This is a genomic window from Actinoplanes lutulentus (assembly GCF_003259845.1).
In the GTDB taxonomy this organism is placed as follows: Bacteria; Actinomycetota; Actinomycetes; order Mycobacteriales; family Micromonosporaceae; genus Actinoplanes; species Actinoplanes lutulentus.
Genome location: NZ_QLMJ01000033.1, coordinates 20,414 through 46,630, shown reverse-complemented (window position 1 = coordinate 46,630; position 26,217 = coordinate 20,414). Strand labels below are relative to the sequence as shown.

23 protein-coding genes are annotated in these 26,217 nt (G+C 66.3%); 17 read left to right on the top strand and 6 right to left on the bottom strand.

Translation table 11 applies throughout. From position 1 onward, the window contains the following. Together B0I29_RS44065 and B0I29_RS44060 are read left to right on the top strand one after the other, a co-directional pair. A partial coding sequence (locus B0I29_RS44065) for a tetratricopeptide repeat protein (protein ID WP_146617109.1) occupies positions 1-840 on the top strand: 840 nt, incomplete at its 5' end. A gap of 226 nt (positions 841-1,066) precedes the next feature. Then, positions 1,067-1,837, top strand: coding sequence for a hypothetical protein (locus B0I29_RS44060; RefSeq protein ID WP_111655150.1), 771 nt, complete (start codon positions 1,067-1,069; stop codon positions 1,835-1,837). Between the two features lie 82 nt (positions 1,838-1,919). On the opposite strand, the gene B0I29_RS46240 is transcribed toward B0I29_RS44060, so the two are convergent. Next, a complete protein-coding gene (locus B0I29_RS46240; RefSeq protein ID WP_181558306.1) occupies positions 1,920-2,240 on the bottom strand; it encodes a hypothetical protein in 321 nt (106 codons plus the stop codon). Between the two features lie 484 nt (positions 2,241-2,724). Between B0I29_RS46240 and B0I29_RS44050 the strand changes: the two genes are divergently transcribed. The 13 genes from B0I29_RS44050 (at position 2,725) to B0I29_RS43990 (ending at position 16,677) form a co-directional block, all read left to right on the top strand. After that, positions 2,725-3,081 (top strand): pilin, encoded by a 357-nt coding sequence (locus B0I29_RS44050; protein WP_245973212.1) that lies wholly within the window; start codon positions 2,725-2,727, stop codon positions 3,079-3,081. 3 nt (positions 3,082-3,084) lie between these two features. Then, positions 3,085-4,083, top strand: coding sequence for a conjugal transfer protein TrbL family protein (locus tag B0I29_RS44045; RefSeq protein ID WP_111655145.1), 999 nt, complete (start codon positions 3,085-3,087; stop codon positions 4,081-4,083). Next, entirely contained in the window at positions 4,080-4,970 is an 891-nt protein-coding gene (locus B0I29_RS44040) for a PrgI family protein (RefSeq protein WP_111655144.1), read from the top strand. The genes B0I29_RS44045 and B0I29_RS44040 overlap by 4 nt, the downstream gene beginning before the upstream one ends. Positions 4,971-5,014: 44 nt before the next feature. Continuing rightward, positions 5,015-6,712 carry a VirB4 family type IV secretion system protein gene (locus B0I29_RS44035; protein WP_111655148.1) on the top strand — a complete coding sequence of 566 codons (1,698 nt, stop codon included), beginning with the start codon at positions 5,015-5,017 and terminating at the stop codon, positions 6,710-6,712. Further along, positions 6,709-9,171: a type IV secretory system conjugative DNA transfer family protein gene (locus B0I29_RS44030; protein ID WP_111655143.1), complete on the top strand. Its 2,463-nt coding sequence runs from the start codon at positions 6,709-6,711 to the stop codon at positions 9,169-9,171. Before B0I29_RS44035 ends, B0I29_RS44030 begins: the two co-directional genes overlap by 4 nt. Positions 9,172-9,374: 203 nt before the next feature. Beyond that, positions 9,375-10,232 (top strand): replication-relaxation family protein, encoded by an 858-nt coding sequence (locus tag B0I29_RS44025; RefSeq protein WP_111655142.1) that lies wholly within the window; start codon positions 9,375-9,377, stop codon positions 10,230-10,232. Positions 10,233-10,540: 308 nt separating this feature from the next. Continuing rightward, positions 10,541-11,236 carry a hypothetical protein gene (locus tag B0I29_RS44020; RefSeq protein WP_111655141.1) on the top strand — a complete coding sequence of 232 codons (696 nt, stop codon included), beginning with the start codon at positions 10,541-10,543 and terminating at the stop codon, positions 11,234-11,236. A 143-nt stretch (positions 11,237-11,379) separates the two neighbouring features. Then, positions 11,380-12,693: a MarR family transcriptional regulator gene (locus tag B0I29_RS44015; protein ID WP_181558304.1), complete on the top strand. Its 1,314-nt coding sequence runs from the start codon at positions 11,380-11,382 to the stop codon at positions 12,691-12,693. Positions 12,694-12,830: 137 nt separating this feature from the next. After that, complete coding sequence (locus tag B0I29_RS44010) at positions 12,831-13,262, top strand: hypothetical protein (protein WP_111655140.1); 432 nt, start codon at positions 12,831-12,833, stop codon at positions 13,260-13,262. 247 nt (positions 13,263-13,509) lie between these two features. After that, a complete protein-coding gene (locus tag B0I29_RS44005; protein ID WP_111655139.1) occupies positions 13,510-13,920 on the top strand; it encodes a hypothetical protein in 411 nt (136 codons plus the stop codon). 227 nt (positions 13,921-14,147) lie between these two features. After that, positions 14,148-15,122 carry a DUF4192 domain-containing protein gene (locus B0I29_RS44000; protein ID WP_181558303.1) on the top strand — a complete coding sequence of 325 codons (975 nt, stop codon included), beginning with the start codon at positions 14,148-14,150 and terminating at the stop codon, positions 15,120-15,122. A gap of 262 nt (positions 15,123-15,384) precedes the next feature. Beyond that, positions 15,385-15,597 carry a hypothetical protein gene (locus B0I29_RS43995; protein WP_111655137.1) on the top strand — a complete coding sequence of 71 codons (213 nt, stop codon included), beginning with the start codon at positions 15,385-15,387 and terminating at the stop codon, positions 15,595-15,597. Between the two features lie 78 nt (positions 15,598-15,675). Further along, positions 15,676-16,677: a VldE C-terminal domain-containing protein gene (locus B0I29_RS43990; protein WP_111655136.1), complete on the top strand. Its 1,002-nt coding sequence runs from the start codon at positions 15,676-15,678 to the stop codon at positions 16,675-16,677. Between the two features lie 245 nt (positions 16,678-16,922). On the opposite strand, the gene B0I29_RS43985 is transcribed toward B0I29_RS43990, so the two are convergent. The 3 genes from B0I29_RS43985 to B0I29_RS43975 all read right to left on the bottom strand — a co-directional run bounded on the left by B0I29_RS43985 (position 16,923) and on the right by B0I29_RS43975 (position 21,178). Further along, on the bottom strand, positions 16,923-17,609 hold the full coding sequence (locus B0I29_RS43985) for a hypothetical protein (protein WP_146617108.1): 687 nt from the start codon (positions 17,607-17,609) through the stop codon (positions 16,923-16,925). Positions 17,610-17,775: 166 nt separating this feature from the next. After that, positions 17,776-18,267, bottom strand: a complete 492-nt coding sequence (locus B0I29_RS43980) for a DUF4145 domain-containing protein (protein ID WP_181558301.1) — start codon at positions 18,265-18,267, stop codon at positions 17,776-17,778. Positions 18,268-18,556: 289 nt separating this feature from the next. Then, positions 18,557-21,178: a BTAD domain-containing putative transcriptional regulator gene (locus B0I29_RS43975; RefSeq protein ID WP_245973211.1), complete on the bottom strand. Its 2,622-nt coding sequence runs from the start codon at positions 21,176-21,178 to the stop codon at positions 18,557-18,559. 35 nt (positions 21,179-21,213) lie between these two features. Between B0I29_RS43975 and B0I29_RS43970 the strand changes: the two genes are divergently transcribed. After that, positions 21,214-23,331, top strand: coding sequence for an Hsp70 family protein (locus B0I29_RS43970; protein WP_146617107.1), 2,118 nt, complete (start codon positions 21,214-21,216; stop codon positions 23,329-23,331). Between the two features lie 573 nt (positions 23,332-23,904). Continuing rightward, a complete protein-coding gene (locus B0I29_RS45520) occupies positions 23,905-24,582 on the top strand; it encodes a hypothetical protein (RefSeq protein WP_146617106.1) in 678 nt (225 codons plus the stop codon). A 417-nt stretch (positions 24,583-24,999) separates the two neighbouring features. Here B0I29_RS45520 and B0I29_RS43955 read toward each other — a convergent pair whose 3' ends face one another. Further along, positions 25,000-25,200 (bottom strand): hypothetical protein, encoded by a 201-nt coding sequence (locus B0I29_RS43955; protein ID WP_111655130.1) that lies wholly within the window; start codon positions 25,198-25,200, stop codon positions 25,000-25,002. 509 nt (positions 25,201-25,709) lie between these two features. Further along, positions 25,710-25,832, bottom strand: a complete 123-nt coding sequence (locus tag B0I29_RS47670) for a hypothetical protein (RefSeq protein WP_260329106.1) — start codon at positions 25,830-25,832, stop codon at positions 25,710-25,712. Positions 25,833-26,217: the final 385 nt, after the last annotated feature.

Genomic DNA, 26,217 nt, shown 5'->3' with positions numbered 1-26,217 from the left:
AACCTCGCCATGTCGGTGAATAACCATGCGAGCCGGTTGGCGGCGGCAGGCCGGCGGGTCGAGGCATTGACCGCCAGCCAGGAAGCCGTCGACCTCTACCGGGCGCTGGCCGCCGACAACCGCGACGCCTACCTACCCAACCTCGCCATGTCGGTGAATAACCATGCGAGCCGGTTGGCGGCGGCAGGCCGGCGGGTCGAGGCATTGACCGCCAGCCAGGAAGCCGTCGACCTCTACCGGGCGCTGGCCGCCGACAACCGCGACGCCTACCTACCCAACCTCGCCATGTCGGTGAATAACCATGCGAGCCGGTTGGCGGCGGCAGGCCGGCGGGTCGAGGCATTGACCGCCAGCCAGGAGGCCGTCGACCTACGCCGGGAGCTGGTAGCCGACAACCGCGACGCCTATCTACCCGACCTCGCGACGTCGGTGAACAACCACGCGATCCGATTGGCGGCGGCAGGCCGGCGGGCCGAGGCATTGACCGCCAGCCAGGAAGCCGTCGACCTACGCCGGGAGCTGGTAGCCAGCAATCGCGACGCCTACCTACCCGGCCTCGCCATGTCGCTGTGGAACGTCGGATTCGTGGCGGTCCAGTTGGAGGAGGCGTCCGACCAGGCTCTGGTCGCGACATCCGAGGCGGTCAAGCTATTCCGTGTCCTCGCGACTGACGAACCCGACGCCTTCACACCGCAGCTCAACGCCGCATCGAAGACCCACGCCCAACTCCAGGAAATGCTGGACAGCCAGCACACCGGAATGGCCGATCAGGACTCGGAAAACTCGGAGAACAGCAGGCTGCCTCACCACTCAGCAGCCGACGATTTGGATAACCACTGATCCCATGTGGCCGCGCATTCGCGTGAGGTGCTGATAATCAGGGCGCGTTAGTAAGTGCCAGGTCCGCCGCGCGAGCAAGCAGGCCTCTGCTGGCCGGTTGAAAACCTGACCGGACCTGTCACGGTCTGACAATCGCTTCTGGTGTCAGGCCGTACTGCCTCAATCGGAGTTCCAGAAAGCCTGCACGGTCCAAGTGCAGCGCCGGACTCTGAACGAGGACGACACGATGACATCCCGCACCCGCATCAACGAAACAGCTCTGACCACGGCGGAGAAGGCCTTCGCCATGCTGACATGCGAGCCCGCCCCGCTGGTGTTCGACGCCCGACGGATCCCCGGACTGCCGAACAGCACACTGCCGCTCGACGAGCTACGCACCTTGCTGATTTACGAACGCCATGACAGCAGCACAACCGACAAGCTGTGGCAGCAACTCGCCCGCCACGCCCGCGAGTGGGGACCGGCCTGGGTGGTCGGCGCCATCGGCCTCGCCCTACCGGCGCTGACGCACCTGGCAGCCCGGATCAGCCACGACGATCCGCGGCACGCCGACGACGTCGATTCCGAGGTCCTGGCCGGTTTCCTCGAGGCGCTGCGTACGGCGGACCTGAAACCGCCCCGGCTCTGGCTGCGGATGTGCTGGACCGCCTGGCGGGCTGGCGCCGCGGTGGTCCTCGCTGACGACGGCGAGGAACTGCCGCTAGATTTTCCCGTCGGGTCGCGGTCGCCGCGCATGCCGTACGGGCATCCGGATCTACTGCTCGGCCGTGCTGCCGCTGCCGGCCTGATCACGGCCGAGGCAGCCGAGCTGATCAGCATGACCCGGTTCGGTGACGCGATGATCGAGCAACTCGCTGCTGAGCGGGGCGTCACCCCGGGATCGCTGCGGATGCGACGGCGCCGCGCCGAGCGGACCGTTGCCGCAGCCGTGACCAGCGGCGATCTGTCAAATCCAATGCGGTCGACGATCGCCTCAGAAGGGAAGAGAGCCGCCTGACGGTAGCTACCCACCACGACTACGTGGCCGCACCGGGCTGACCCGGTGCGGCCACGTTTGCTTGCCGCGCCTGCGTGGTGGACTACAGCTGACGGGCGGTACGGGTGATGGCGGCGAGGCCGGGCCAGCGTCGGCGGGCGCCCTGGCGGGTCATGCCGATGGCGTTCCCGAGCTCGACGTAGTCAGCGCCAGCTTGTGCGGCACTGATGGCCGCGTCTTCGCGATGTGCGCCGACTTCGGAGTGCAGCAGGTGGGCTGCGGCGAGCACGGCCAAACGCACCTCGCGATCGGTCGGCTCCTGTGCGTCAGCGTCGCAGAGCTGCTGCGCCATCTGCAGGATCATCTGAGCGACCTGGATGTTGAGCTGCCGGGATACGGGAGCAGGCAGCGCGGGGCCGTTCACCGCATCACCACCCTGCCGACGTCCTCGGACCGCGGCTTCCGGATATCGCTGCCTGGCAGGAGCACGCTGGTGGGGTCGGCGTTCATGACGGCACCTCCGAATCAGCACGACAACGATGCGCGTCGATGATTTCCTACGGCGCAGGGCTCGACAACAGGTTATGTCGCCCCAAGATCCGCCACGACAGCACTCGTTGTCACTACAAGATCCGGCCCGACAGCGCTCGTTGTCGGCCCAAATCGAGCCGGACAACACCCGATGTCGGTAACACGGCCCGCGCTGACCGGTTCTGTCAGGTGGTGACAGATCTTCGGCGAGTTCGATCGGCCTGACAACTCGGATCTGAGGGGTGCATGTCATCCACGGCATGCCCGCCCGGTGAGGACCGTTTCTTCCGGCGGAGCTCACGTCCGGCATGGCTGGCGCGGCGTACTGACACCGCATTCCCTTCGCGTGATGTGAGGGAGGAGCGCCCCCACCGGACTTGACCGTTCTCGCCCAGGTCCTCACCGCGGCGGCCCCACAGATCTGTGGAGCGCCGCAAGTGCACACGACTCTCTCGGTTCTTGCCGAGGTCGCCGCCATGCCCCAGGTGGTGTTGGCGGCACCGAAGACCATTCCTCAAGTCATCGACGGCCTCACCGACTGGATCATGGGCATCCTCGCGCTGGTCGCGACGCTGTTCCTGGTCATCGCGGGCCTGCGATACACGGCTGCCGGCGGCGATCCGGCTCAGGTGGAACAGGCGAAAGGCAACTTCAAATCCGCCCTGATCGGCTACGCCCTCGCGTTTCTGTCGCCGACGATTCTCGACGTGCTGCAAAGCATCATCGGTGGTTGACCGGTGACCGACTGGCTGTACGACGGCATCGTCGAGTGGCTCGCCGAACAGGTCGTGAGCCTGCTTGCCGGCCTGGTCACGCTCTTGACCGACAAAGTGTTCCTGTCGCCGGCGGTCACCGGGTTCCCGCAGGTCCAGCAGTTGGCCGAGCGGTCGCTGGTGGTGGTGAACGCGGCCTACGTGCTGGCGTTCATCACGGCCGGACTGCTCGGCATGACTCACGGCAGTCTGCAAACGCAGTACCAGGTCAAGGAGCTGCTGCCCCGCCTGGTGTTCGGGTTGATCGCCGCGAACTTCGGCGTCGAACTGTGCGACGCCCTGATCGAGATCGCCAATGCGCTGACGTTGGCGCTGACCGGCGAGACCGCCGCCGGTCCTGAGGTGATCCGGTTCGTTCAGGACCGGATTGTGGCGAGCATGTCCAGCCCGGGTGTGGCCCTGATGACCGCCGCGCTCGGCATTCTCATCGTCATCATGTTCTACCTGCTCATCGTGAGCTGGTTCGGACGCGTCGCGGTGCTGATCGTCCTGGCGGGAATCGCCCCGGCCGCGCTGGCCTGTTACGGCCTGCCGCAGACCCAAGCGGTGGTGGGGCTGTGGTGGCGCGCCCTGCTCGGCACTTTGATCACCCCGGTGCTGCAGGCGCTGTTCTTCACCGAGGGCGTCAGCCTGCTGATCGGCCCGACGTTTCGTGTCCCGGAGGTCCTGGGCGCCGACGCCGATGACCACGATTTCGAGATTGCCAACCTGTTCATCGCGTTCTGCCTGCTGATGCTCACGATCCGAATCCCGAAGCTGGTCGGTCGCTACGTCACCAGTTCGGGCGGAGGACGCAACAGCGCGAGCGTGCTGGTGCGCGCGGTCGTCATGCAGTCGGTGACCCGCAGCCTGCTGCGCCGACGGCAGGCAGAACCGGCCCCGACCCAGGTGGCGGTGCATCAGCACAACCATCACCACTACCGGCGGCTGCGCCGAGTCATCTTGAACGGAGACCAGCAATGATCGGCAACGACGACATTCCGCAGACTTCGGTTCCTGCCGACATCGGCGCCCCGGACACCATCGCCTGGGGTTTGACGTTTCGCCAGCTCGCGATCCTCGGCACCGTCGCCTTCGTGGGCTGGATGCTCTACTCACGGCTCGGCCCGCTCCTCCCACAGGCGGCCTGGATCACGATCGCGGCCGTGGTCGCGGCGGTGACCGTCGGCGTGGTGCTCGGCCGGCGCGATGGCCTGCCCTTGGACGTGTGGCTGCGGCACGGACTCGCCTTCAAGCGCAACCCCCGCACGCTTGCCCCCGGCCGTACCCGTGCCAGCGCGGTCGCCGCGGCGAACGGCATGCCGACGGTGCCGGCGCCGCTGCGTTCCCCGGTCACGAGTATTAGCGCGGCCGGGATCCTCACCAGCGAGGGCGGCGACCGGGTGCTGATCGCCTGTGGCACCACGAACATTCATTTGCGCACCGGCAGCGAACAGAGCGCGCTGCTCGACGGGTTCGCCCGGTTCCTCAACGCCCTGACCGCACCGGCGCAGATCGTCGTAGCGGCACAACGCCATGACCTGAGTGCCCACGCAGAGACTGTCGCTGATCAGGTGCCACGGCTGTCCCATCCGGCGTTGCAGGCCGCCGCCGCAGATCACGCCGCGTTCCTGGCCGACCTCGACAACGGGCGCGATCCGTTGCGCCGGCAGGTCGTGGCCGTGATCACCGGCGAACACGCCGCCGAAGCGGCGGTGCGGTCGCTGTCCGGTCTCGGCATCGAGGCCACCCCGCTGGATGGCCCGGCTGTCGCCGCGGCGCTGGCCGGCGCGGTCGACCCTTTCGCCACTGTTGTGCCTGGGCCGCGTGCGGTGCCGGGCATCCCGATCACCCTGCGGAGTACACCTTGAACCTGCTCAAAAGCAACACGACGACGACTACGGCGGCCGGGGAGATGCCCTCCCCGGCCGCCTTGCTGATTGAGCCCGGACATGTCCGGGTCGGTGACGGGTACGCCGCCACGTTCGCGGTGTGCGGCTTCCCCGCACAGGTCGGCCCGGCCTGGCTCGACCCGCTGCTGTCCTATCCCGGCCGCGTCGACGTCGCGGTCCACATCGATCCGATCCCGCCGCAGCTGGCCGCCCCGATGCTAAAACGCCAACGCGCACGCCTGGAGTCCTCGCGCCGGCTCACCGCCGACCAAGGCCGCCTCGACGACCCGATGACCGAGGCAGCCGCCGAGGACGCCGCCGATCTCGCCGACCGGGTCGCCCGCGGCGCGGCCAAGCTCTACAACACCGGCATCTACGTCACCATCCACGCCCGCGACCTCGACGAGCTGCGGCAGGTCACCGCCGGCGTCAAGGCGGCGGCCGCGAGCGTGCTGCTCGACCTGCAACCGGTGACCTTCCGCCAGCACCAGGGCTGGATCGCCACGCTGCCGCTCGGCGTGGACCCGCTGCGCATGCGGCGGGTGCTCGACACCACCGCGCTCGCGGCGGCATTCCCGCTCGCCTCGGCCGACCTGCCCGCCCCGACGCCGGGGCTGGTCGCCGGGTCCGAAGGCGTGCTGTACGGGTTGAACACCACCAGCAACGGCGTGCTGCTGTGGAACCGGTGGACGCAGGACAACCACAACAGCGTGGTCCTGGCCCGTTCCGGCGCCGGCAAGAGCTACCTGGTCAAACTCGACGTGCTCCGCAACCTCTATCAGGGCACGACCGTGGCGGTCATCGACCCGGAAGACGAGTACACGCCGCTCGCAAAACACGTCGGCGGCGCCGTGGTGCGGCTGGGACAGCCTGGGGTACGCCTCAACCCGTTCGACCTGCCCGCCGACGACCGCCCGGACACCCTGACCCGGCGCGGCCTGTTCCTGCACACGCTGATCTCCGTGATGCTCGGCGCGGTCCCGCCACCGGCCGAACGAGCCGCCCTCGACCGGGCGATCACCACCACCTACGCCCGCGCGGGGATCAACGCCGACCCCGCGACCTGGACCCGCCCAGCGCCGCTGCTACGCGACCTCGGCGCTGTTCTGACGGCCGACGCCGATCCTGCTGCCGGGCAGCTCGGCGCGCGGCTGGCACCGTGGACCGGCGGCAACTTCGCCGCTCTGTTCGACGGCCCAACGACCAGCAGCCCTGGTGGGCATTTGACGGTGTGGTCGTTGCGGTATCTGCCCGACGAGGTGCGCACCGTGGGCACGCTGCTGGCCCTCGACGCGATCTGGTCGAGCATCGACACCCCGGCCGCACCCGATCGGCGGAGCCTGGTGGTGGTCGACGAGGCCTGGCTGCTGATGCGCGACCCGGAAGGCAGCCGGTTCCTGTTCCGGATGGCCAAGGCCGCCCGTAAACGGCGGGCCGGACTGGCCGTGATTTCCCAGGACGCCGCCGACGTGCTTTCGACCGACCTCGGCCTGGCGGTGGTGTCCAATGCGGCGACCCAGGTGCTGATGCGTCAGTCCACTCAGTCCATCGATGCCGTCACCGCCGCGTTTGCCCTGACCGCTGGAGAAGCGCGGCTTCTGCTCTCGGCGCCAAGGGGCGAGGGGCTGCTCGTGGCCGGACGCAACCGCATCCCGTTCCGCAGCGTCGGATCCGCCGCCGAACACAAGATCGCCGTCACTGGCATCGGGGAGGCCGGATGACGGCTGTCCCGACCTGGCTCGGCGACCTCGCCCAATGGATTTTCGCTCGGCCGTGGCTCGGCATTCTCGCCGCGATCGCGGCCGTCGTGGCTGTCATCGGCCACGACCAGCTCCACGCCTGGCGGCACCGCCGGCTCACGGCGGACGCCCGATGGGTGATCATCGCGGCGCCGCCGGAAGTCACCGCTGAGGCCGCCGCCGCATTCTGGAGCACCCTGGCCGGCGTCCTGACCCCATCGGTGTGGCGGCGCCGGATATTCGGCTACCCGCACGTGGGCTGGGAGTACATCTGGAACGGCCGGGTGCTGACGATCCGGGTTTGGGTGCCTGGCACCGTGCCGCCCGGCGCTGTCGAGGCCGCCGTCCGCGCGGCCTGGCCCGCCGCCACCCTGACCACCGAAGCGGCGGCCGAGCCGATCCCGGCCACCGTTGCCGAACAAACCGGCGGAGCGCACTGGCCCCAGCACACCGACGTGCTGCCGCTGCGTACCGATCACGGCACCGATCCGCTGCGGGCGCTGCTCGCCGCCGGTGCCGAGGTCCGCAGCCGCGAACACGCCTGCGTGCAGGTCCTTGCCCGGCCTGCCTCAGCCCGCCGGGTCCGCGCGGCTCGCCGGGCGGCAGCGGAGAGCAGCAACTATCCGCGAGGACGACCCGACCTGGCCTCCCACGTCGTGTCCGGCGCGGTGCGGTTGCTGATCGAGCCGTTGCTTTGGCTGATCGAAGTCTTCCTGCCCAGCCCGTCCCGGCAGCGCAGCTCGGCGGCCGCGGTCCAACGGCCCGAGCGGGATCCGGTCGCCGCTGCCGAGGCGCGCACGCTGGTGGACAAGGCGATCCGGGTGCCGCACTTCGAGATCGCGATCCGGTACGCGGTCGCCGCCGATGCCGGCCGCACACCGCCGACCCCGGAACAGACGGAGCAGATCCGACAACGCCTCGCCGGGCTTGCACACACGATCGCCTCGGCCTCCGCGTCGTACACCGGGCCGAACCGGCTGCGCCGGATGAAGATGGCGCACCCGGTCGCCGGCATCGCGGCACGCCGCCTCCAGCGCGGCTTCCTGTCCACCGTGCCCGAACTCGCCGCGCTCGCGGCCCTGCCCCAAGACCTGGCAGTGCCCGGCTTGGACCGGGCCCGCGCCAAGGCGGTACCGGCCCCGGTGCAGGTGCCGTCCGGCGGCCGCAACGTCCGGATCCTCGGCCGCTCGCAGGTCGGCGGCCACAGCGTCGGGCTCCGAGTCGTCGACAGCCGTCAACACGTACATCTGGTGGGTAAGACCGGTGTCGGTAAGTCGGTGCTGCTGCTCAACATGATTTTGGGCGACATCCGCGCCGGGCGCGGCACGGTGGTCATCGATCCTCGCGGCGACCTGATCATCGACATCCTCGACCGGCTCCCCGCCAGCTACGCCGACCGCATCCACATCATCGACCCGGAGCAGGAGAACAGCGCCTGCTTCAACCCCCTAGACGACCAGGGCGACGCCCATCTCGCCGTGGACAACCTGGTGGGGATCTTCGCGAAGATCTTCCAAGGGCAGTGGGGACCGCGCATGGACGACACCATGCGCGTCGCCTGCCTCACCCTGATGCGCCACGCCCGACCCACCCTGAGCCTGGTGCCGTCGCTGCTGCAGGACCGGCAGTTCCGGGCCCGGTTCACCCATGGCCTGGATGATCCGGAAGGACTCGGCGGGTTCTGGCTCTGGTACGACGGCATCAACGAGCAGTTCCGCGGCCAGGTCATCGCCCCTGTCCTCGCGAGGCTGCGGGCGTTCCTGCTGCGGGACTTCGTGAAGAACGTGATCGGCAACGCCCACAGCTCGTTCGACATGGGTCAGGTCCTCGACGGCGGTGTGCTGTTGTGCCGACTGCCCAAGGGAACCCTGGGCGAGGAGACCGCCCGGATCCTCGGCTCGCTGCTCGTCGCCCGGGTCTGGCAGGCCGCGATCGCACGGGCCAGCACCCCGGAAGAGCAGCGCAAGGACGCGGTGCTTTATCTCGACGAGTGCCAGAACTTCCTGACCTTGCCGAACAGCGTCAGCGACATGCTGGCCGAGGCACGCGGGTTCCGGCTCAGCCTCGTCCTCGCTCATCAGGATCTGCACCAGCTCCCCGATGACGTCGCTGCGGCGCTGTCGGCGAACGCGCGGTCGAAGATCTTCTTTAACGTCGACCCGGGCGATGCCAAAGAGCTGTCCAAACACACCAAACCCCAGGTCGACGAGCATGACCTCGCCAACCTTGACCTCTTCACCGCCACCGCCAGGTTGTTGGTCGGCAACCGGGAACTACCGGCGTTCAGCATGGTCACCAACCCGCCAGGGCCGAAAGACGGCGAACCTACCGCGATCCGCCAGCTCTGCGCGGCGGCGAACGTACCAACGGGTGAGGAGCCGCCGATGCAGCAGCTCGCCCGCCACGCGATGCGCCGCCGGATGGCCGACGGCAACGCCTGACCGGAAGTGCGCGGGGTTCCTCGCTGGGGTCCTCGCCTGAGGGCTCGTCTGGGCTCGTCTGCGAAGCGAGCACCCCGGCGAGCCCTCTCGCCAGCTCCTGTCAGGTTTCTGAGCTGCGTGAATGCCGCCACCGCCGGGCGAATCGCCAAGATCGACACGTCACGACTCCCTACGGGGTCTCTCTCCCCACAGGGGTGAACACCATGCCTTCCTCACGTACAAACAGCCTTCTCTCCCTTTATCCACGAATCACCAACCGCGACCGAACCCTGCTCCAGCTTCTCGACGAGCACCAGATCCTGACCACCGGTCAAGTCCACCGACTGCTGTTTCGAGCCCGGCGCACCTGCGAGCTCCGCCTCCGCGTCCTCGCGGACCTCGACCTGCTCGAGCGATTCCGTTTCTTCCGCGACGGCGGAGGCACCCAGCCCTGGCACTGGACGCTCGGCTACAACGGCCGAAGATTCCAGGCCTCGGTCCACCGCCGGCCCGAGCTCACCCCGCGTTCCAGCGACCAGCTCGTGCAAAGGCTGTCGACGAACCCGCACCTGAACCACCTGATCACGGTCAACGAATTTTTTGTACGCCTGAAGGCGCAGAGCCTGCGGCACGCCGAAGCACGGCTGGAGCGCTGGTGGTCCGAGACGACGACCAGCAACCAGTTCCGGAGCATCACCGCGGACGGACATGGCCTCTGGACCGATGCCGACACGACGGTCGGGTTCTTCCTCGAAGCCGACAACGGCACCGAACCGCTGGGCCGCGTGATCGCCAAACTCAGCCGCTACGAAGGCCTGGTCCGAGACGGCGGACCCCGGTACCCGATCCTGATCTGGCTCGGCAGCGAACAACGCGAGGAGCACCTACACCGGCTCCTGCGTGACGAGCAACCTGCCGGCGTCCCGGTCGCGACCGCCACGCAGAACCACGAGCCGGCTGACCCGGTGTGGCTTCCCGCAGGCGAGATCAGCAGGGTTCGGCTGATTGAGCTGCCCAGCGACCACGGCGCTCCGGCCGCCGCCAACCCGAACTACGGCGAGGACGGCTCCTTCCAACTCTGACAACCGTCGACAGGCGCGAGGCGGTTTCTAACAGCGCAGGTCACGTACATGATCGCGGTTTCTGACAGCGCTGGCGCTGTCAGGTGATGGAGCTACGGTGCGGATTCCTTTTGTTCGCACCGCCGCCCGTCTGCCCCCGACTTCGGGGAATCTGCACGCGCCCGCCGCGATCACCCATAGCCCACCTCCTCGGTCGGCTCGTGATCCACGCCTTGCGCCTTCATTCGCAGATGTCTCAGACCAGACGCAGCGCTCCGGTGGCACCACCCACCTCACACTTCACCGCTTCGTGAAGGGAGCACCCCGTCATGTCCTCTTCCTTTGGAAAGCGCATCGTCACCGTCTGCTTTGACCGTGACAGCGATGCCAACTGGTTCGCGGCCTCCGAATTGCTCGATGAGTTGCTGTCCACCAACGGCACTCTGGTTGAGCGGTTCCGGGTACGGCATCTGCCGCTGCTCGGATGGCTGACCCGCTTCTTCGCCTACTGGCTGATCAACGCCAGCCGTCGAAGCGGAGCGGTCACCGCAGCTGCCGGAGGTCGTATGTGCCGTCTCGACCTTGATCGCACCGCAGCCAGCGGTGCGGACCGGGCTGCCGCCCGGTGGCGGGACTGGCACACGCAGGTAGCCGCCACTACACCGGCGGCAAGGAGCTGGGAGGACTTCCTGACCCAGCATCAGTCAGCGCCGGACAAGCTCAGCGAAGCCGAGGCGCGCCGACGCTTCGAGCATCAGCCCCGGGTCCTCGCGATGCTGGCCCACCCCGGCGACCAGCGACTCGACCCGTACGAGCTGGGCCTGTACCAAGCCGGGGAGGCGACCTACGTCGGCTTCTACTGGCGTGCCGCGTTGGTCGGTGATGCGCTGATCACCACCGACGGCAACCTGATGCGGGCGGCCAGCAACAGCCTTGCCGACCGCTTCCGGTTCCTCAACCAGGCGTGCGCCTACCTGGGCGCACTCCATGGCAGTGCGCGCGTGTGCGCACTCGCCGCCGACTGAACACAACCCATCTGACAGACCGAAGGCCGGCCACAGCTAACTGCTGTGGCCGGCCTTCCTCGTGTTCAGCACTCGGCGTGCCCAAATCGTCCGGCGCCGATCGGCGCCGGGAGACACCCCACAGTTCCCGAGGAGGGAAACCGATGGATCTCACATCCCTACAACCAGCGGCCCAGGCGGTACTCCGCGCTGTCGCCGAAGCCGGCCCGGCCACACCGGCCGAGCTCGTCGACAAGACGAGCAAGGCGAAGTCGACCGTCGACCGGGCCATCAAGGCCCTCGTCGAGGCCGACCTGATCGTCCCGGCCGACCCCGACGCCGAGGAGGGCACGCCCGCTCGCTGGATCCTCTCCGAGGTCGCCGCCGACGAGCTGCACCCGGGCGACTTCCGTAAGGCGAACGTCGACGACACGAGCGACTCCGGATCCGATGCCGATGATGCCGCGGGAACGGCAGACGAGCCCGGCCCCGAACTCGTCGAACCGGCCGATCACCTCACCGAGCCGAACGGCGACGGTGCGAGCAACTCGTCCGACGAGGGCGAGCAGGACGACGCCAAAATGGTCGAGGCCACCGGTGTGAGCACGAGCGCTGCACCCGCCAGTGTCCCGCCGAGCCCGGCGGCCGAGGCCAGCCGGCGAGCGCCCCGGTTCGCGGACCGCAGAGTCATGGCTCTCAAAGCTGTGCTAGCCGAGGCTGGCGACGACGGAGCAACGCTCGACCAGATCGTCGCCGAGACCACCATCGGCCACCCGACCGCGAGCCGGCTGCTCGACGCGATGGAACGGGTCGACGCCGCCCGCCGCAAGCCTGACGACACCCGGCGGTGGATCACCGGACCGACCAAGGCCAGCGAAGTCGACCCCGACCCCAAACCGCCGCGCTGCCCCTTTTGCGCCCAGGTCGTCCGTGGCACGACCACGATGCCGACTCTGATCGCGGCACTCCTGGCCCTCGCCGACCCGGACGGCACGCTGAGTGTCATCGGCCAGGACGGCGAGATCCACACGGTCACGCTGTCCAAGGGCACACCGCCTCCCGGACCGCGTGCCGCGAGCACCGGCAGCCGCAGCAGCACTGCGGGCGCCAACGGCGACGGCAACCAGCCTTTCGCACGCGGCGAGCTGGAGAAGGTGACACAGGCCGTCCTGGAAGGTGCACCGGGCAAGCCCATGACGCCGCAGGACATCGCCACCGCGATCGGCGAGCAGCACGGCCGCACCGTCAGCTCCGGCGCGGTGCGGAACAACTGCACCAAGCTCGCCGCCGCCGGCCACATCGTGCTGGTCGCGGAAAGCCCGCTCACCTTCCTCTTCCCGGCACCGACCACCAGCAACGAGCAGGAGGACAGCGACGCCGGCGGCACCGGCCAGACCGACGCCGAAGACCGCGACACCACAGAGGCCAGTGGCGACCACGCCGACGGCCAGCCCTCGGCCAGCAACCAAAACGCCTAACCCCCAGCCGGGGCCGAACTCACGTTCGGCCCCGGCGCCACATGAAGGGAGAAATCCGTGCCGCACCAATCACAGCGGCTCGCATACAAGACCGCCCGGCCCGCCGGTACCTGCGCCATCACCAGCGGAGGCAACGGGTGAGCCAGTGGTTCTCTTTCGGCCCGTGGGCGTTCTCCATCGACGCCGCCGAAGCCGCGATAGCCGCGAGACACCGCCCCATCCAGCCGATTCCCGTCGACGCCTGGGCAAGCTTCTACGGACTCAAACACCTCGGCGATCCGCGTCGGTCCGCAGCCGCGCTCATCGGCCCTACCAGCGACGCGCTCGATCGCGAATACGCGATGACGGCCGACCTCGCCAATCCGGTGATCGTCGCTCAGCTCCTCGTGGAGAACCAGCCCGCACCGCTGCTCATCGACGGCACGCACCGGCTCTACAGGGCGTGGCGCGAGAAGGTGTCTGAGCTGCCGGCCTACGTGCTCACTGTCGAGGAGACCCTCGGCATCCGGCACCCGGTGAGCTTGGGACCTTGCGGCATCACCGTCACCGCCGCCTCGCGGACACGCTGACGCTCGCAACAGAGCCTTTCGCCAACGCCTCGGGTCCGCCGGTAGCCGGTCGGGTCCGAGGCGTTCGCCTCTGCCGACCCGCGGCGGAATTCTCTGACCACGCACGCGGTCGAGCGGCGTTTCCCCATGCGTCGCGCGCCTGCGGATGCTCGGCAGTCGCGGCACGCGGATTCGCCACTGCGAGGACCTGGGCGCGCGTGGAACCACTCAGCCAATGCGGGACACGCTAACGAAAGCGAGACGCACCATGCGCATCATCACCGTCACTACCGCCGACGAACGTGCCGCCGTCACCGCGGCCGCCCAGGCCGCAACGATCATCCGGAACCGGTTCAACACCGCAGCACTGATCGATGTCGCATCTAATGACAGCCCTGTCGATGGCGACGCCAAGTACGACCTCTTGAACATCTGGTCCGCCGGCGAAAGCCGCGACCGCACGTTCCATGACCCAACCTGGCTGTGGTCCGTGGTCGCCGACCACGGCGGCCACCGGTTGCTCCCCGCAAATGAGGTACGCCAAGTGCAGACCTTGCTCAGAACCGCCGGAGAGACGAACCCGTACCTCTTCGAACCCGGCGAACTGGGAGCCAACTGCTGGGAACTCGACCTCGACGCAGTCCTCAATGCGCACCTTGCGGACACCCGCAAACAGTGACGCCTGGACAGATCTGGCTCGACTTACCGCATGAAGCAATGCCGGTATTAGGCGAGCCGGTCAGGGCGAACGCCGTCGGTCGTTCGCCTTCACCGCGGCGGCAGTAGTCACTACTGCCGGCGACCGTCCGCAACATCCCGTGCTGGGGAGCTCGAAGCATGTCCCCGGCACGACCGGGCCAGACGTGTGCGCAGGCTTCCCCAGCATCACCCACCCTGGGAATGACCATGACCAACGCTTTCCGTATCAACCTGAAGAAACCTGCCGACGTAGCCGCCGTCGTGCCCTACCTGCTCGGCTTCCACCCCCACGATCAGCTCGCCATCCTCGCACTCCACAGCGGCCGAATCCTCTTCGCCGCTGCCACACCCGTACCCTTCTCGGCCGATGCCGCGGACGATGCGGCCTCAATCGCCATTCGGATCGCGGCGCACGATCCCGACCGCGTCATCCTCATCGGCTACGGTCCTGACGAACCGATCGCCACCGCTGTAAACCACACCCAGGAGGCGTTCAACGCCCTAGGAGTCGCAGTCCTGGCAACGCTCCGCGTCCACGACAGCCGAATCTGGCATCTCGGGTGCGATGCCCCGGTCTGTCAGACCGACGGCGTGCCGTTCGATTCCAGCACGACCGCCGTAGCCGCCCACGCCACCTTTCTGGGCCTGGCCCCAGCCGACAACATCGACACTTTCGCTGCCCGGCTCGCCCCAATCACCGGACCCGATCGCGAGGCCATGCGCAAGGCCCTTATCGCTGCGCACCAACACCTCGCCGACATCGCGACCGGCACCGAGGAAGAGATTGAAGCTCGGTTTCAGGGTCTCGCCGAAGATCTCATCGACGAGACCCTGACCACCTATCAGCAGGATCACCACTTTCCCGACGATCGAGCTGCCCTCCTACTCGCCCTGCTGACCGATCCCCAGACAAGTGACGTAGCGATACCGACTGTCGAAGGCGATGAACTCGACGTCCGCATATGGACCGACCTGACCCGCCGCGCCGACGATCCCCACGTCGCCGCGCCGGCCACTCTGCTCGCGCTCGCCGCGATGCAGAACGGCAACGGACTGCTGGCACGTTTAGCCATCGAGCGAGCTCAGGAAGTCGACCCCGACGACCCGCTGATCCAGGCAATGGCCCACGCCATCGCGCGCGGGGTAGACCCGACCGATATCCGCCGCCGTCTGCGCGAGTAGATCTTTCCCGGACGAAGCCGGCTGCCCCAGCAGGCCATCAACCCGGTCACGAACCATCAGCCCGATTCCTTGAGGTGGGCCGCCAAACAGCGCGGCCCACCTCTGCCTGTGTTTCTCGATCAAGGAGACAGCCACGTATCGGAACTACCGCAACCCCCACGAACGCCCCTGCGACTGCCGCTGTCCCGCTCACCACGGCAACCAACGCCTGCTCTACGACGACCCCGGATGCCACTGCCTGACCACCTGCGCCAGCCAACCGATGACCCTGCTCGCGCCACAGATCAACAGCGCGATCTTCCTCGACCACAACAACATCCTGTGGGTCGTACCCGGCCTTCAAGCAGGCCACTGGGACTGGCGCAACGCTGTGCCGGTCAGTATCGGCCACCCACTGTCGGCGACCAGTGATCTGCTCTCGCGGCTTCTTTATGAGGCGCACGAGAGCCTGCTCCCGCTGATCCACCGCCTTTGAAAGGCGGACTCGCCCGGCCCGTCATGCCCACTCGGTATGCAGCCGGCCCTTTTCTGTTTCCGCTCCGGAAGGCCACCCATGACCAAAGCCGTCACCGGAATCGTCATCGCCATGATCACCGCCGTATTCGGCCTACCAGCTCTTCTGCTGACCTCGATCGGAGGCAGCGGCGCCAACGCGTGCGCCAACATCGACGCACCCGGTATCGCCCCCTCCGAGGCAAATCTCGTGAACACTGCTTGGGACGCCGACCAGCTCGCTATCGCCGAGACGATCGTCTCCGTCGGCATCACCAAGAAGGTTCCCCGCTGGGGCTGGACGATCGCCCTTGCCGTCGCCATGCAGGAGTCCCGTCTCCGCAACCTTCCCCACCTCGGAGGTCGCAACAACTACGACTCCATCGGCGTCTTCCAGCAACGTCCGAGTCAGGGCTGGGGCACTGCCGAACAAATCTCGCAGCCCGCCTACCAGGCCGAAAAGTTCTACGACAAGCTCCTGAGCATCCCGGACTGGGACACGATGCCACTTGCCCAGGCCGCCCAAGCAGTCCAGATCTCCGCCTTCCCCGACGCATACGCGAAGTGGGAGCCGGAGGCCGTCCAAGTGGTCGACGCGATCTCTGACGCCGTGCTCGTTTGCTCCACGCTCGGCTTGGCCGTACCCGCTCCACGCAACTCAGACGGCTCCTGGCCGCAGGAGCAATGCAACATCCGCCCCGATCCGACCACCGGTGCCGGCTGCGTCACGCCCCGCCTGCTCCACCTCGTCCAGGAGGCGAAAGTTGCTGGCTTTCCGAGACCCTCCTGCTATCGCATCGACGACCACGGCGAACATCCCACAGGCCAAGCCTGCGACTGGATGATGACGGCCGGCGGCGAAGCCACCGGCGCCGAAAAGACCCGCGGCGACGCCATGGCTGCCTGGGCGATCGCCAACGCCGACCGCCTCGGAATCCGCTACGTCATCTGGTTCCGCATGATCTGGACCGACGACGAAGGCTGGCACGCCTACAGCAACGCATGGGGCGGCAACGATCCGTACGGCTGGCACACCAACCACGTCCACATCAGCATTCGGTAAAACGACAAAGTGTACGAGGGATCTGTCGTACGACCAGCAAATAAGTAGCGGTTGAACTACCAGAGCGTATCCCACCCTAGTAGACTGCTAATATCGCGATGAACTTCGCGGGCATCGCGATCCGCCCAATTTATCTTGCGGCGCCGACATCAAGCCACCGTCAAGGCCATTCACAATGGTCGGCAAGTCTTTATTGAACTCCGGAAAAATTTCTTGCTGGAGTGCTAGGTCTTATCTTCCGCCGGTTATCGGTCGGGTGCCGGTCGGACCTCAGAGATGTGAGACTCCGGTCCGCTTTTCTTGAGATTTAACCTCTCCTCCGGGTTCCTGATTTCCGTGAGGTGCGGCATCTGTAGATAGGGGAGCGGTTTTCTAAGCGCTTTACCCATGACCGCTCTCCATAATGGGGTCACCGACGTATAGATGTACAGGTTGATGGCGTTCATTTCGTCGTTGATAGCACTACCTAGCGCCTCGTGTCGGCCTTGATAGGTCGCGTACGCCGCATCGGCTTCAACCCCATCCAAAATTTGCGCCGCATTGAAGACCTTAATCAGTGCTTCCATGCAGTCCCGTCCTGCGATTTGAACCGCGTGCGGAGCAAACGTCTCGACTTCTGCGTATGCCTGCATCAGGGCAACACGGCGACGTTCAGCCTCGTCAAAGTCGAATTTGAATCCACTGACGGAAAATCCATTACCCTGCAGCAGCAACCCCTGGTGAGCCATCTTTCGCAACGTGTCGGCGCGTGACGCTAGGAGCCACAAGGCCTTGCGAAATTCGACGACCTTTTCCCGCCTTCGGGTCATCTCAGCGAAGGCATTCTCCTGCCATTTTCCACGGGCCGCGAACCTCACCGTTACCAGCACGGCAACGATCGATGCAATTGGCGTGGCCGCTTTCAAAAATTCTACTATGTCGGTCAACTCCACACCGCCTCTTTGTGTTTCAGGAGCGAATTCTGAGTCGCAGAAATAGGTGAGCCACGCCGCCAACCAAGGACTCATAGAAAAAAGAGCACATCGCGCACGTTCTGCGAGTACGTGACTGAGACCAGGTGCCCTGCCGGAATCGCATCGACTAGCAGCGCGCTAAGGTTCAGGTTGCAGGCTCTCCGGGTTCTGCTTTCGGTGATGAACGGCGATTATTGAAGGCGTTGTATTTGGCATCCAGGACATAAACGTAGGTCAGCAGAGCCTCAGCCAATTCCAAAGAGTCCTGAGCATCTGCAGCGCTAACCAAGAGGGTAAGATCGTGTGCTGCTTCATTGCCGAGCACTCGAAGGCCGTGAGACCAGTCCGCTAGCTTACCCTCGATGATCCTCTTATTCATAAGATCATCAAGCTTCGCTTGCAAAGTCTTTCCCGTCGCATTCTTGTCGGCGCATACCGCTTCGATCGTTCGCCTGACCATCAACGCTGACGCCGTAAATTGTCCAGCACGATGGCATGAACGGGCCTCCTCGAAAGATCTGCGCGCGGTATCGGGGATTTCAGCACTCAGTGGAGCATCCCGTCCCGGCCAGAGCACCGTTGGGGGGCCACCTGACACCAGATCCTGCCCATCCCACTCTTCTCGCTCGTGAATCACCAGTAATGCACGGCAGTGTGTACATCGAATCAGTGCATACGCGCTGGTCGGGTCTTCGTCGCTTTCGACAATCCAGCCCGCTGGAATCGACGATGTTGCGTTGCGGCAAGATGTACAGATCGCGCCGACAGGGGAAGTCCTTCACTCACGCTCGGAGAGTTTACTCGGCAAGTTAGCTTTGATCATCCCTGGGTGCCTCCAGAGAAGCTCTTCCCGTACGGGAGGCTTGGGCCAAAGGTACTGAGTCGCGGCACATGTTTTATTTGCATCTGTAATGCGCCGTTTTGACTCAACGAGTGGCCAATCTACTACGAAGACCATTAGCCAAAGCGATGGTGGTGTCCTTGGGATCGGCATCCAAATCGGTTAACGCCTTGGACAGAAGCCGGAGAAGTATGCCGATGCCATCGGCGTCTCCCAAGGAATACCGGGCGCGCATCGCTTCGACGTAGAGCGCCTCGTTGTAGCAATCCAGCAAGATCGCCTTGTCGAGCAGGTCGGATGCGGACTGTGGCTCGCCACTGGTTACTAACGCGTCAGCCAGGGCAAGGTGCGCTTCGGTGCCCCATCGGCGCACCGTTTCGCGGTGTGGCTCAAGCCAGTCGTAGTGCTGGCCCAGCGCAAGAGGTGCGCTGCTGAGATCGCATGCCGCGAGAAGCAGCTCCCGCCGACGTTCCCCTGCTGCTGTGGTCGCGTCGCGCATCAGGTCGCGAAGGGTCCAGACGTCAACATCCACGGTCGCCGGGTCGAGCTGGTACCGCCCACCGGACTTGATGAGATGGCCCCTCTTCGCTCCGACGGTGCCGGTCCGGCCGAGGACATGTCGCAGATTTGAGACGATGGTGTGCACCCGTTGATCGGCCTGGCTGAGGCGGGCATCGGGATATAGGTACTCGGCGACCTCGCGGGTAGTCGCTCCATCTGGATGCACGGCCAGGTATACCGCCAGCTCCAGCGCCTTGGCTCGCAACGGCCGGCCATCAGCGACGATGCCTTCAATGCAAGGCTGTCCAAGCACACGCAACTGTGCTCGTCCCGGCTCGACGACAGCCGGGACAGGCGACCGATTCTCTTCCGCTGCAACCTGAGTCCGGCTTGCGTGCAAAGGGACCACAGCCGCCGGCGCCACCACGCCGACCGGCGGTTCGCCCGTGTGGGCCTCCCGCAACGCCGTGAGGAACTGCAGTGCCGCGGCCTGGTCAAGTAGGGCCAGGCGGGTCGGCATTGGCGTCGTTGACTGCCCCGAGAAGATCCGGGTCTGTCCGCCAATGCCTACGTCAACCGTGATGCCATGTTCCCATCCGCCGATCATCAGCGCGGACACGTTCAGGCCCTCGCCAACCGAGAGCGCCACCTTGGTACGCATGCGCGAGCCAGCTTGAGGCGCCTCGGCGACGAGCAGGACCGGCGGCAACGCTACTTCGTCAGGCGCAATCCGTCGCAACTGGTCGAGATCAGTCACGTCGTGTTCGTCCAGGATTCGGCGGCGCTGCAAAAGCAAAGCTTCAACCCGACCAAGCGCGTCTTCGAAGCTGTCAGCAACGTGGATGCGCGTCCACTCGCCAACGACGCCCTCGGCGAGACCTAGCAGCGCACTCAGGGTGCCGGCATCCGTCACGACCTCACCGCGCGCCTCAGGTCTAAACGGATCACCGGACGCCAGGGCCGTGACGACTGCCGCGCGCACTGCCGCCTGCGCGCCTTCTCCAAGAAGACCGACTCCGCCCAAAGACAGCGGCAACGCCGCAGGCGGATCGGCTATGCCGTCGTCATCACCGGCAGCGAGCAGCAATTCAGGGTTCCGGATCACAGCACGGCGTACCGCGGTAACGGCGACAGGCAGGTCGAGCGGTGGATCGTCATCAGGCTGACCGGAGTATCGGCGGCGGCGCTGGCGCCAGAGCGCGATTACAGCAGCGCTGATCGCTGCCGCAAGCGTCCACGGCACCCAATTCTCAGGCGACAGCTGCACACCGTCTTCGGAGGTGGTCGCCGCGGCCCCGCTGTCGTCCGTGGAAGGCGAGGTCGTTCCGGTCTCGGTGACGGCAGGCACGGCATTCGGCGCGTGTGTGCTGGGTGCTGGAGCACTCGTTGACTTAACGGGCGTAGCTGGCATGGCCGCCGTGGGAGAACTAACGGGCGTCTCCTCAGCCTGGCTCGGTCGTGTGGTTGGGCTGCTCGTTGCCGGTGCACGGCTTGGCGGTGCTGCTGGCGTAGCCGTTGGCGGACCTGGAACCGTCGGTGACGCCGAAGGAGGCAGCAGCCCAGCCGGCGGCCGGGCATCATCGGGCAGCTTCAGATTCCAGCCGGGATAGATGAGGTCGCAGTCGGTGAGCCTCGTCCCGCCCGCCTGGTGCTGGTGCCGATTCAGCCGGCAGATCTCCGGCCAGCGGTCCGCGTCACCGAGCCACCGTCGCGAGATCTTCGACAGGGTGTCGCCCCGTTTCACCTCGTACTCAAAGCGGGTTTCACCGACGAGGACGGTGACCGTTCCTGGCTGCAATGTGCTCGCACCCGAATCTTGCGCCTCGGGCGCGGTGGCGCTCGGCGGCGGCGTTCCGACATCGGTCTGCGGGCTGGCTGCGAGCGCGACAACCGCCGTGCCGGCCAGCCCGAACAGCATCCGGTGGAGAGGTGCGGGAAGCTGCCATCGCGGAACGCGCCAGCCGAGAACGACGCGCACCAGGCTGCCGAGGAGCAGCAGCACCAGCGCGCTCCAGGCAAGCCAAAGCAGCCCCACGACGCCCGGCACGATCAAGTCCGCCTCGCCGCGCAGACGACGGTCACCAACGACGAACGTCGTGACGGCATCCCAGGACGGCACCAGCTCGGCGGGCGAGCCGAAGAACAACGCGAGCACCGCTGGGGGCACGGCCACGAGCGCGACAACGCCCATCAGAGCGCGGGCCACAGCGAGGGTACGCCGCCACGCGTGCCCCCGGATTCGTGGTTTCGCTGTGTCAGCTACCCAGATCGTCGGCTGACGCGCCAAAGCGGCCGCTTTACGCTGTACCTCGCTGTTGCCGTCGGTCATTTCACCTGCCCAGTAGCCGTCGTAAAGAAGGTCTTGTCTCTACAGGTAAGGCAGACTCGGCAGCCACCGAATTGGCGGCCATCTATCACCATGCGAAGAAGATTCGCGAGGGCCCATCCCGGAAGCGTCCTTTTGCGACACTGCCTCGCATGCCTGCGAACGATCTTCACCTGGCCGTCGACTGCGCCGCCTGGCAGATCACTGCGGCGTCTGAAACGGCGGGCAGGTTTCAACCCGTCCTCTTCGACGGCCACTCGGGTCTGCCCAATGGGGTCTATACCGATCCCGGCACCGGAGCGCTGATCACCGGCGCCGCTGGACTCGCCGCGGGTATGGCGGATCCCGAGCGGTACCAGCCCGATCCTCTTGGCATGCTGTACGCGTCCGCCCATGACGACGGCACTCCGGATCCGATCGCCGCTGTTTCAGCGGTCTTGGCGCACGTGGCGAACGTTGCCTGCTCGCAGGCCGGCATCCCGATCACCACCCTGACGATCGTCGACCCGCGAACCTGGGGGCACCGCGCCCGACACCGCCTCAGCCAGGCCGCGACCAGCGCAGGCCTGCCCGCCCCGAACATCGTCAGCACTGCGGCCGCCGCAACCGCATTCGCAGGCGGCGCTGGGCCATTTGTTCTGGTAGGTACTGCCGCGCCCGACCTGACAATCCTCGACCTCAGCGACGGCTCCCAGCAGCTCGCCAAAGCGCGAATCTGTGACACGACCGCGCCAGCCATCGACGAGGCGCTGGTTCAGATCGCCGTCCCGGACGGCTCGATCGACCGTGATTGGCGGATGGCCCGCGAAGTGCAGCAGGTCAGAGCCATCCTGGCTGTCCAGCCCCGTGCGCCGCTGCTGTTGCCCGAACCACATCCGCCAGCAGCGATCACACGGACCGACGCGAGCGCCGCCGCCCAGCCTCACCTCGCCCAGGTCGACGACCACATCAAACAGCTGCTCGCGGACGGCGACATAGACATCGCCGACATCACCAGCGTGATCCTCGTCGACGACGACCCCATCATCTCCGATCTTGAGATCGCCCTCGGCGCGACGTCACTTCCCGCGCCGATCAGGCTGCGGGACCCTCACGCCGTCTCGTACGGCGCCCTGCGTCTCGTGAGGCCTTCGAGTGACCAGTACGGCGAGACGGCGGCAACAGTGCGGCTGCCCCGGGTCCGGCTCACCCTGGCAAGCCTGGCTCGAGTCGCGGTGCTCGCCGCCTGTTCGGTAACCCTTCTGTTCCAGACCATCGCGACGGCAGACCCCTACACGTGGGGGATCGACATCATCGCGGTCCTCTGGCCGGAGGAGAACCTCGCCTTGGCCGCAGCTCTGGCTGTCCTGACCGGCTGGGCGGCAGCTCAGCTCGCTCCCACCACCTGGGTCATGTCGTCGGGCGCCGATGACCAGACCACCACCGGCTTGCTGCTGCGCCGAGGCTTCTTCGGCGCTGCCGTGCTCGGCTTGGTGGTATCGGGGCTGTGGGGACTTGGAACGGGCGTCGCCGTCGGATTCATCGACGACACCTTTGTTACGGCAGCCTTGATCGGAGCCGCGCCGATCGCTGCCTGTGCTGCTCTGATCGCGCTCGCCGCACCGCGCATTCCCGTGCAGCAGATCCAGGGGTGGTTGCATCGCATCAACCCGCCGGTCACCTTCATCGCCGTAGGCGCGGCCGGCGTCTGCTTGCAGCGGTTCGCGTACGGGACGGTGTTCTACCCAGACATGATCTGGCTTCGCGGCACGGCCCAGTTCCTCGGCGCCATCCTGCTCGGCGTCGCGACCGGATGCCTCGCGACCCGCCAGTCCGGACTCCGGCTCTTCGCCGCCGCGATCCTCGGTCTCGGTTACATGCTGATCGCCAATTACACCACCGTGCCATACCTGACCAGCGCATTCCTGGTCCTCATCGCATGGTGGGCTCTTGGTGCGGCGGCAACCACGATCACGGGCAGCACACCCCGCGCCGCAACATGGTTCAACCGGTGGTCGAACCCTCTATCCTCCACCCGAGGCGCGCCAAGCTAGCCCGCCGCCTCGAGAAGACGCCCTCGGCGAGCACAAATCCGAGGTAACCCTCATGTCGCAACGAGGCGCCATCGCAAGGCGGCATGGCCCCAATCGACACCTCCAGGATGCTGTTCCGCCTAAGCAGCAGCCGATCATTGGTTTCCTAGAACGCGATACCTCCCTGCTATGGAAGCCTTCTACCTGGGGTTTCGTGCGCCAGACCGGTTGTCCGTGTGCTGTTTCTGCTCGTTTCATGCTCGGCGGTTCGGTTGGCGGGCTATTGGGTTCCCCGCCGGTTCTTTGGTCGGGACCCTCTGTTGCGCCTTGATTCTCGTGGTGCGAGGTCGCCAATTTGAGCGCGTCGAAGGCAGATCGGCGTAGACGCTAATGGTGACCTGCTAGCCGACGGTCAGCCGTCTGACCGGCTCGGGTGGGGGCGACGACGCCGACGGCCTGGCTACCCGACATGCCAGCACGGAGCGAAGGTTGGGCAGCGGCATCTTCTTAGGGCCATACACAGAACGCCTGGCGCCGCACTAGCGAGGCTGGCTACCGAAGCAGGGCTACGAACCGACTATCTACGCTCAGATCATGCTGACACCCGGCACTCCGCTGTGGAACATCACGCTCGACAACGAGGCAAACGACGCCTCCCGCCTCTTCTCCCACGGCCTGGCTATTACCTCAAAGATCCGCCGGGACTATCACGATGCGGTGGCATCGATGTCACTGTTGGCCTTGGGCGCCGAGAAGCTGCTGAAGCTGACAATCGGCATCTCGTGCATCGCCCGGCACGAACCGTGGCCGCCGAAGCCGGTGATGCTGCGGCTAGGGCACAGCATTGTGGAGGCCGACCGCAGGGCACGGGCGGTGTTGGACGTGAACCGCAGTACGGCGCCGGGCCACCTCGAAACCCTTTTGAAGGCGGTCGAGGCCGACCCGGTGCTGACGCAGGTGCTCACAGCTCTCGAACGCTTCGGGAAGACCGGGCGTTTCTTCTTCCTCGATGCTCTGGGGGAAAGCCCGCAGCCGACAACGTCGCCGCACATGCTGTGGGTGGGCATGGTGTCGTCGATCATCAAGGCGGATCCGGTCATGTCAGCGCGGATGATGACGCAGGAGGATATGCAGTCCCGTGTGGACCTGAACCAGGTCATTGTTTCGTCGCTGACGGGTTGGTGGGAGATGTACCGGGCGGCGTGGACGACGGGTGCAATCGGCGAAGACGCGAAGAAATACTCGCAGACGATTCGGCTGGTGACAGGGTAGAAATATGGACATAACGCCATGATAGCTTCGGCTTCGATACGGACGCTGCGATCACCCGGTTGCTTGCTGATCGCGGACACCCGCATGGTGGAGGCTCGTCGTCGGGTTCTCCGCTGGTGTCCCAGGACCGGCTCGCCTGGACACCCTGCAGCTGCCCCGAACTCCTATAGGGCTTCTGCCCACCGGTGCGACCGCGGGCTCGGGCGGCGGCCAGGCCGTCGAGGGTGCGCTCGGACGTCAGGGCGCCCTCGAACTCGGCGATCCCACCAAGGATCTCAAGAACATCCGCCCGATCGCAGTGGAGGTGTCGATGCCCTGGTCGAGCACGACCAGGTCGACGCCAGGCTCCTGTAGTTGAGCGGACAGGTCGGTGATGTTGATTTCCGAAGTCGTGTGCACGGATGTCCGGAGTCCTCTTCACCGGCTGTCGAGCTGATCTTCGCTGGCCCGGCGGCTGCGGAGAAGAATCCTCAGGACGGTCGCGGGGTCGCGGCGTCGCGGTTCGCTGGGGGCGAGGAGGGCGGTGAAAGCGGCGGTGGCTACCGTGACGGAGTAGACCACGGAGCCGATACCTGTAGCGAGGGCTCCGTCGTGGATCAGTGCGAGCGCGGTGAACATTGAGGACTCCTTCGCCGGCTGGGCGGGTGGTGTCCTTCCGTTTTCGGGTGTCCGGTGGATGTCCGCCGAGCCTGTGACGGATACCTTCGGTCAATGTCCAACTGGCTGTCGGTGACCAACTGTCCGGTTCGATCGGGGTCCGGATGGCCGGACCGGACAGGTAGCAGGCGATGACCGACACTTCGGGGTCGGCTGCCGATGCCTTCTTCGCCGCGCTCGGGCAGCTGCGCAAGGCCACCGAGGTGGTCTCCTACACGGTGCTGTTCAGGTAGGCCGCCAGCCAATCGGGTCTGACGATCAATGGTCAGCGGCTCAGCGATTGGTTCGGCGGCAAGGCCGTACCTGATGATCCTGAGGTCGTCCGGTTCCTGGTCGACTATCTGCAGCCGCGTGCGATCAACGCTGAGGACTACCAGGAACGGCCGCTCAAGTGGTGGCTCAACCTTCACCGACGTGCGCAAGAAGAACGACAGGACAGACGCGCCGGCACCGGTGGGCCCAGTCGGGGCCTACACCGGATGGGCCAGCCGGTCGGCGAGTGTGATCCCCTCGCGCTGGAGGTGCATCCGGCGATCAAGGTCCTCGGAGACGCCCCGGTAGACGTGCTTCCCGGCTATGTGGTGCGAACCCACGACGTGCAGTTACGGGAGGTAGTCGACGCGATGCTCGCCGATAGCCGGTCCCGGCAGGTCACACTGGTGGGCGGGTCGTCGACAGGCAAGACCCGTGCGGGCTGGGAACTGGCCCGCTACCTTGATCGGCGGCAGCCGGGCCGGTGGCGGTGTGGCATCCGTACAATCCGACCCGGCCGCAGGCCGCCCTGGCCGACCTGCAGCAGATCAGCGCGCACCCGATCGTGTGGCTCAACGAGGCGGTCGGCGGTCTGCTTGACCCATGCGGTCACCGGCGTGCGCTGATACCCGGACTCGGCCTCTGGATCATGGACGTCCGATGTGCCCCTGCTTGGCGATCATTGGGCTGGCGCGTAGGTCTGCAGCATCGGGATGCCGCGCTGTA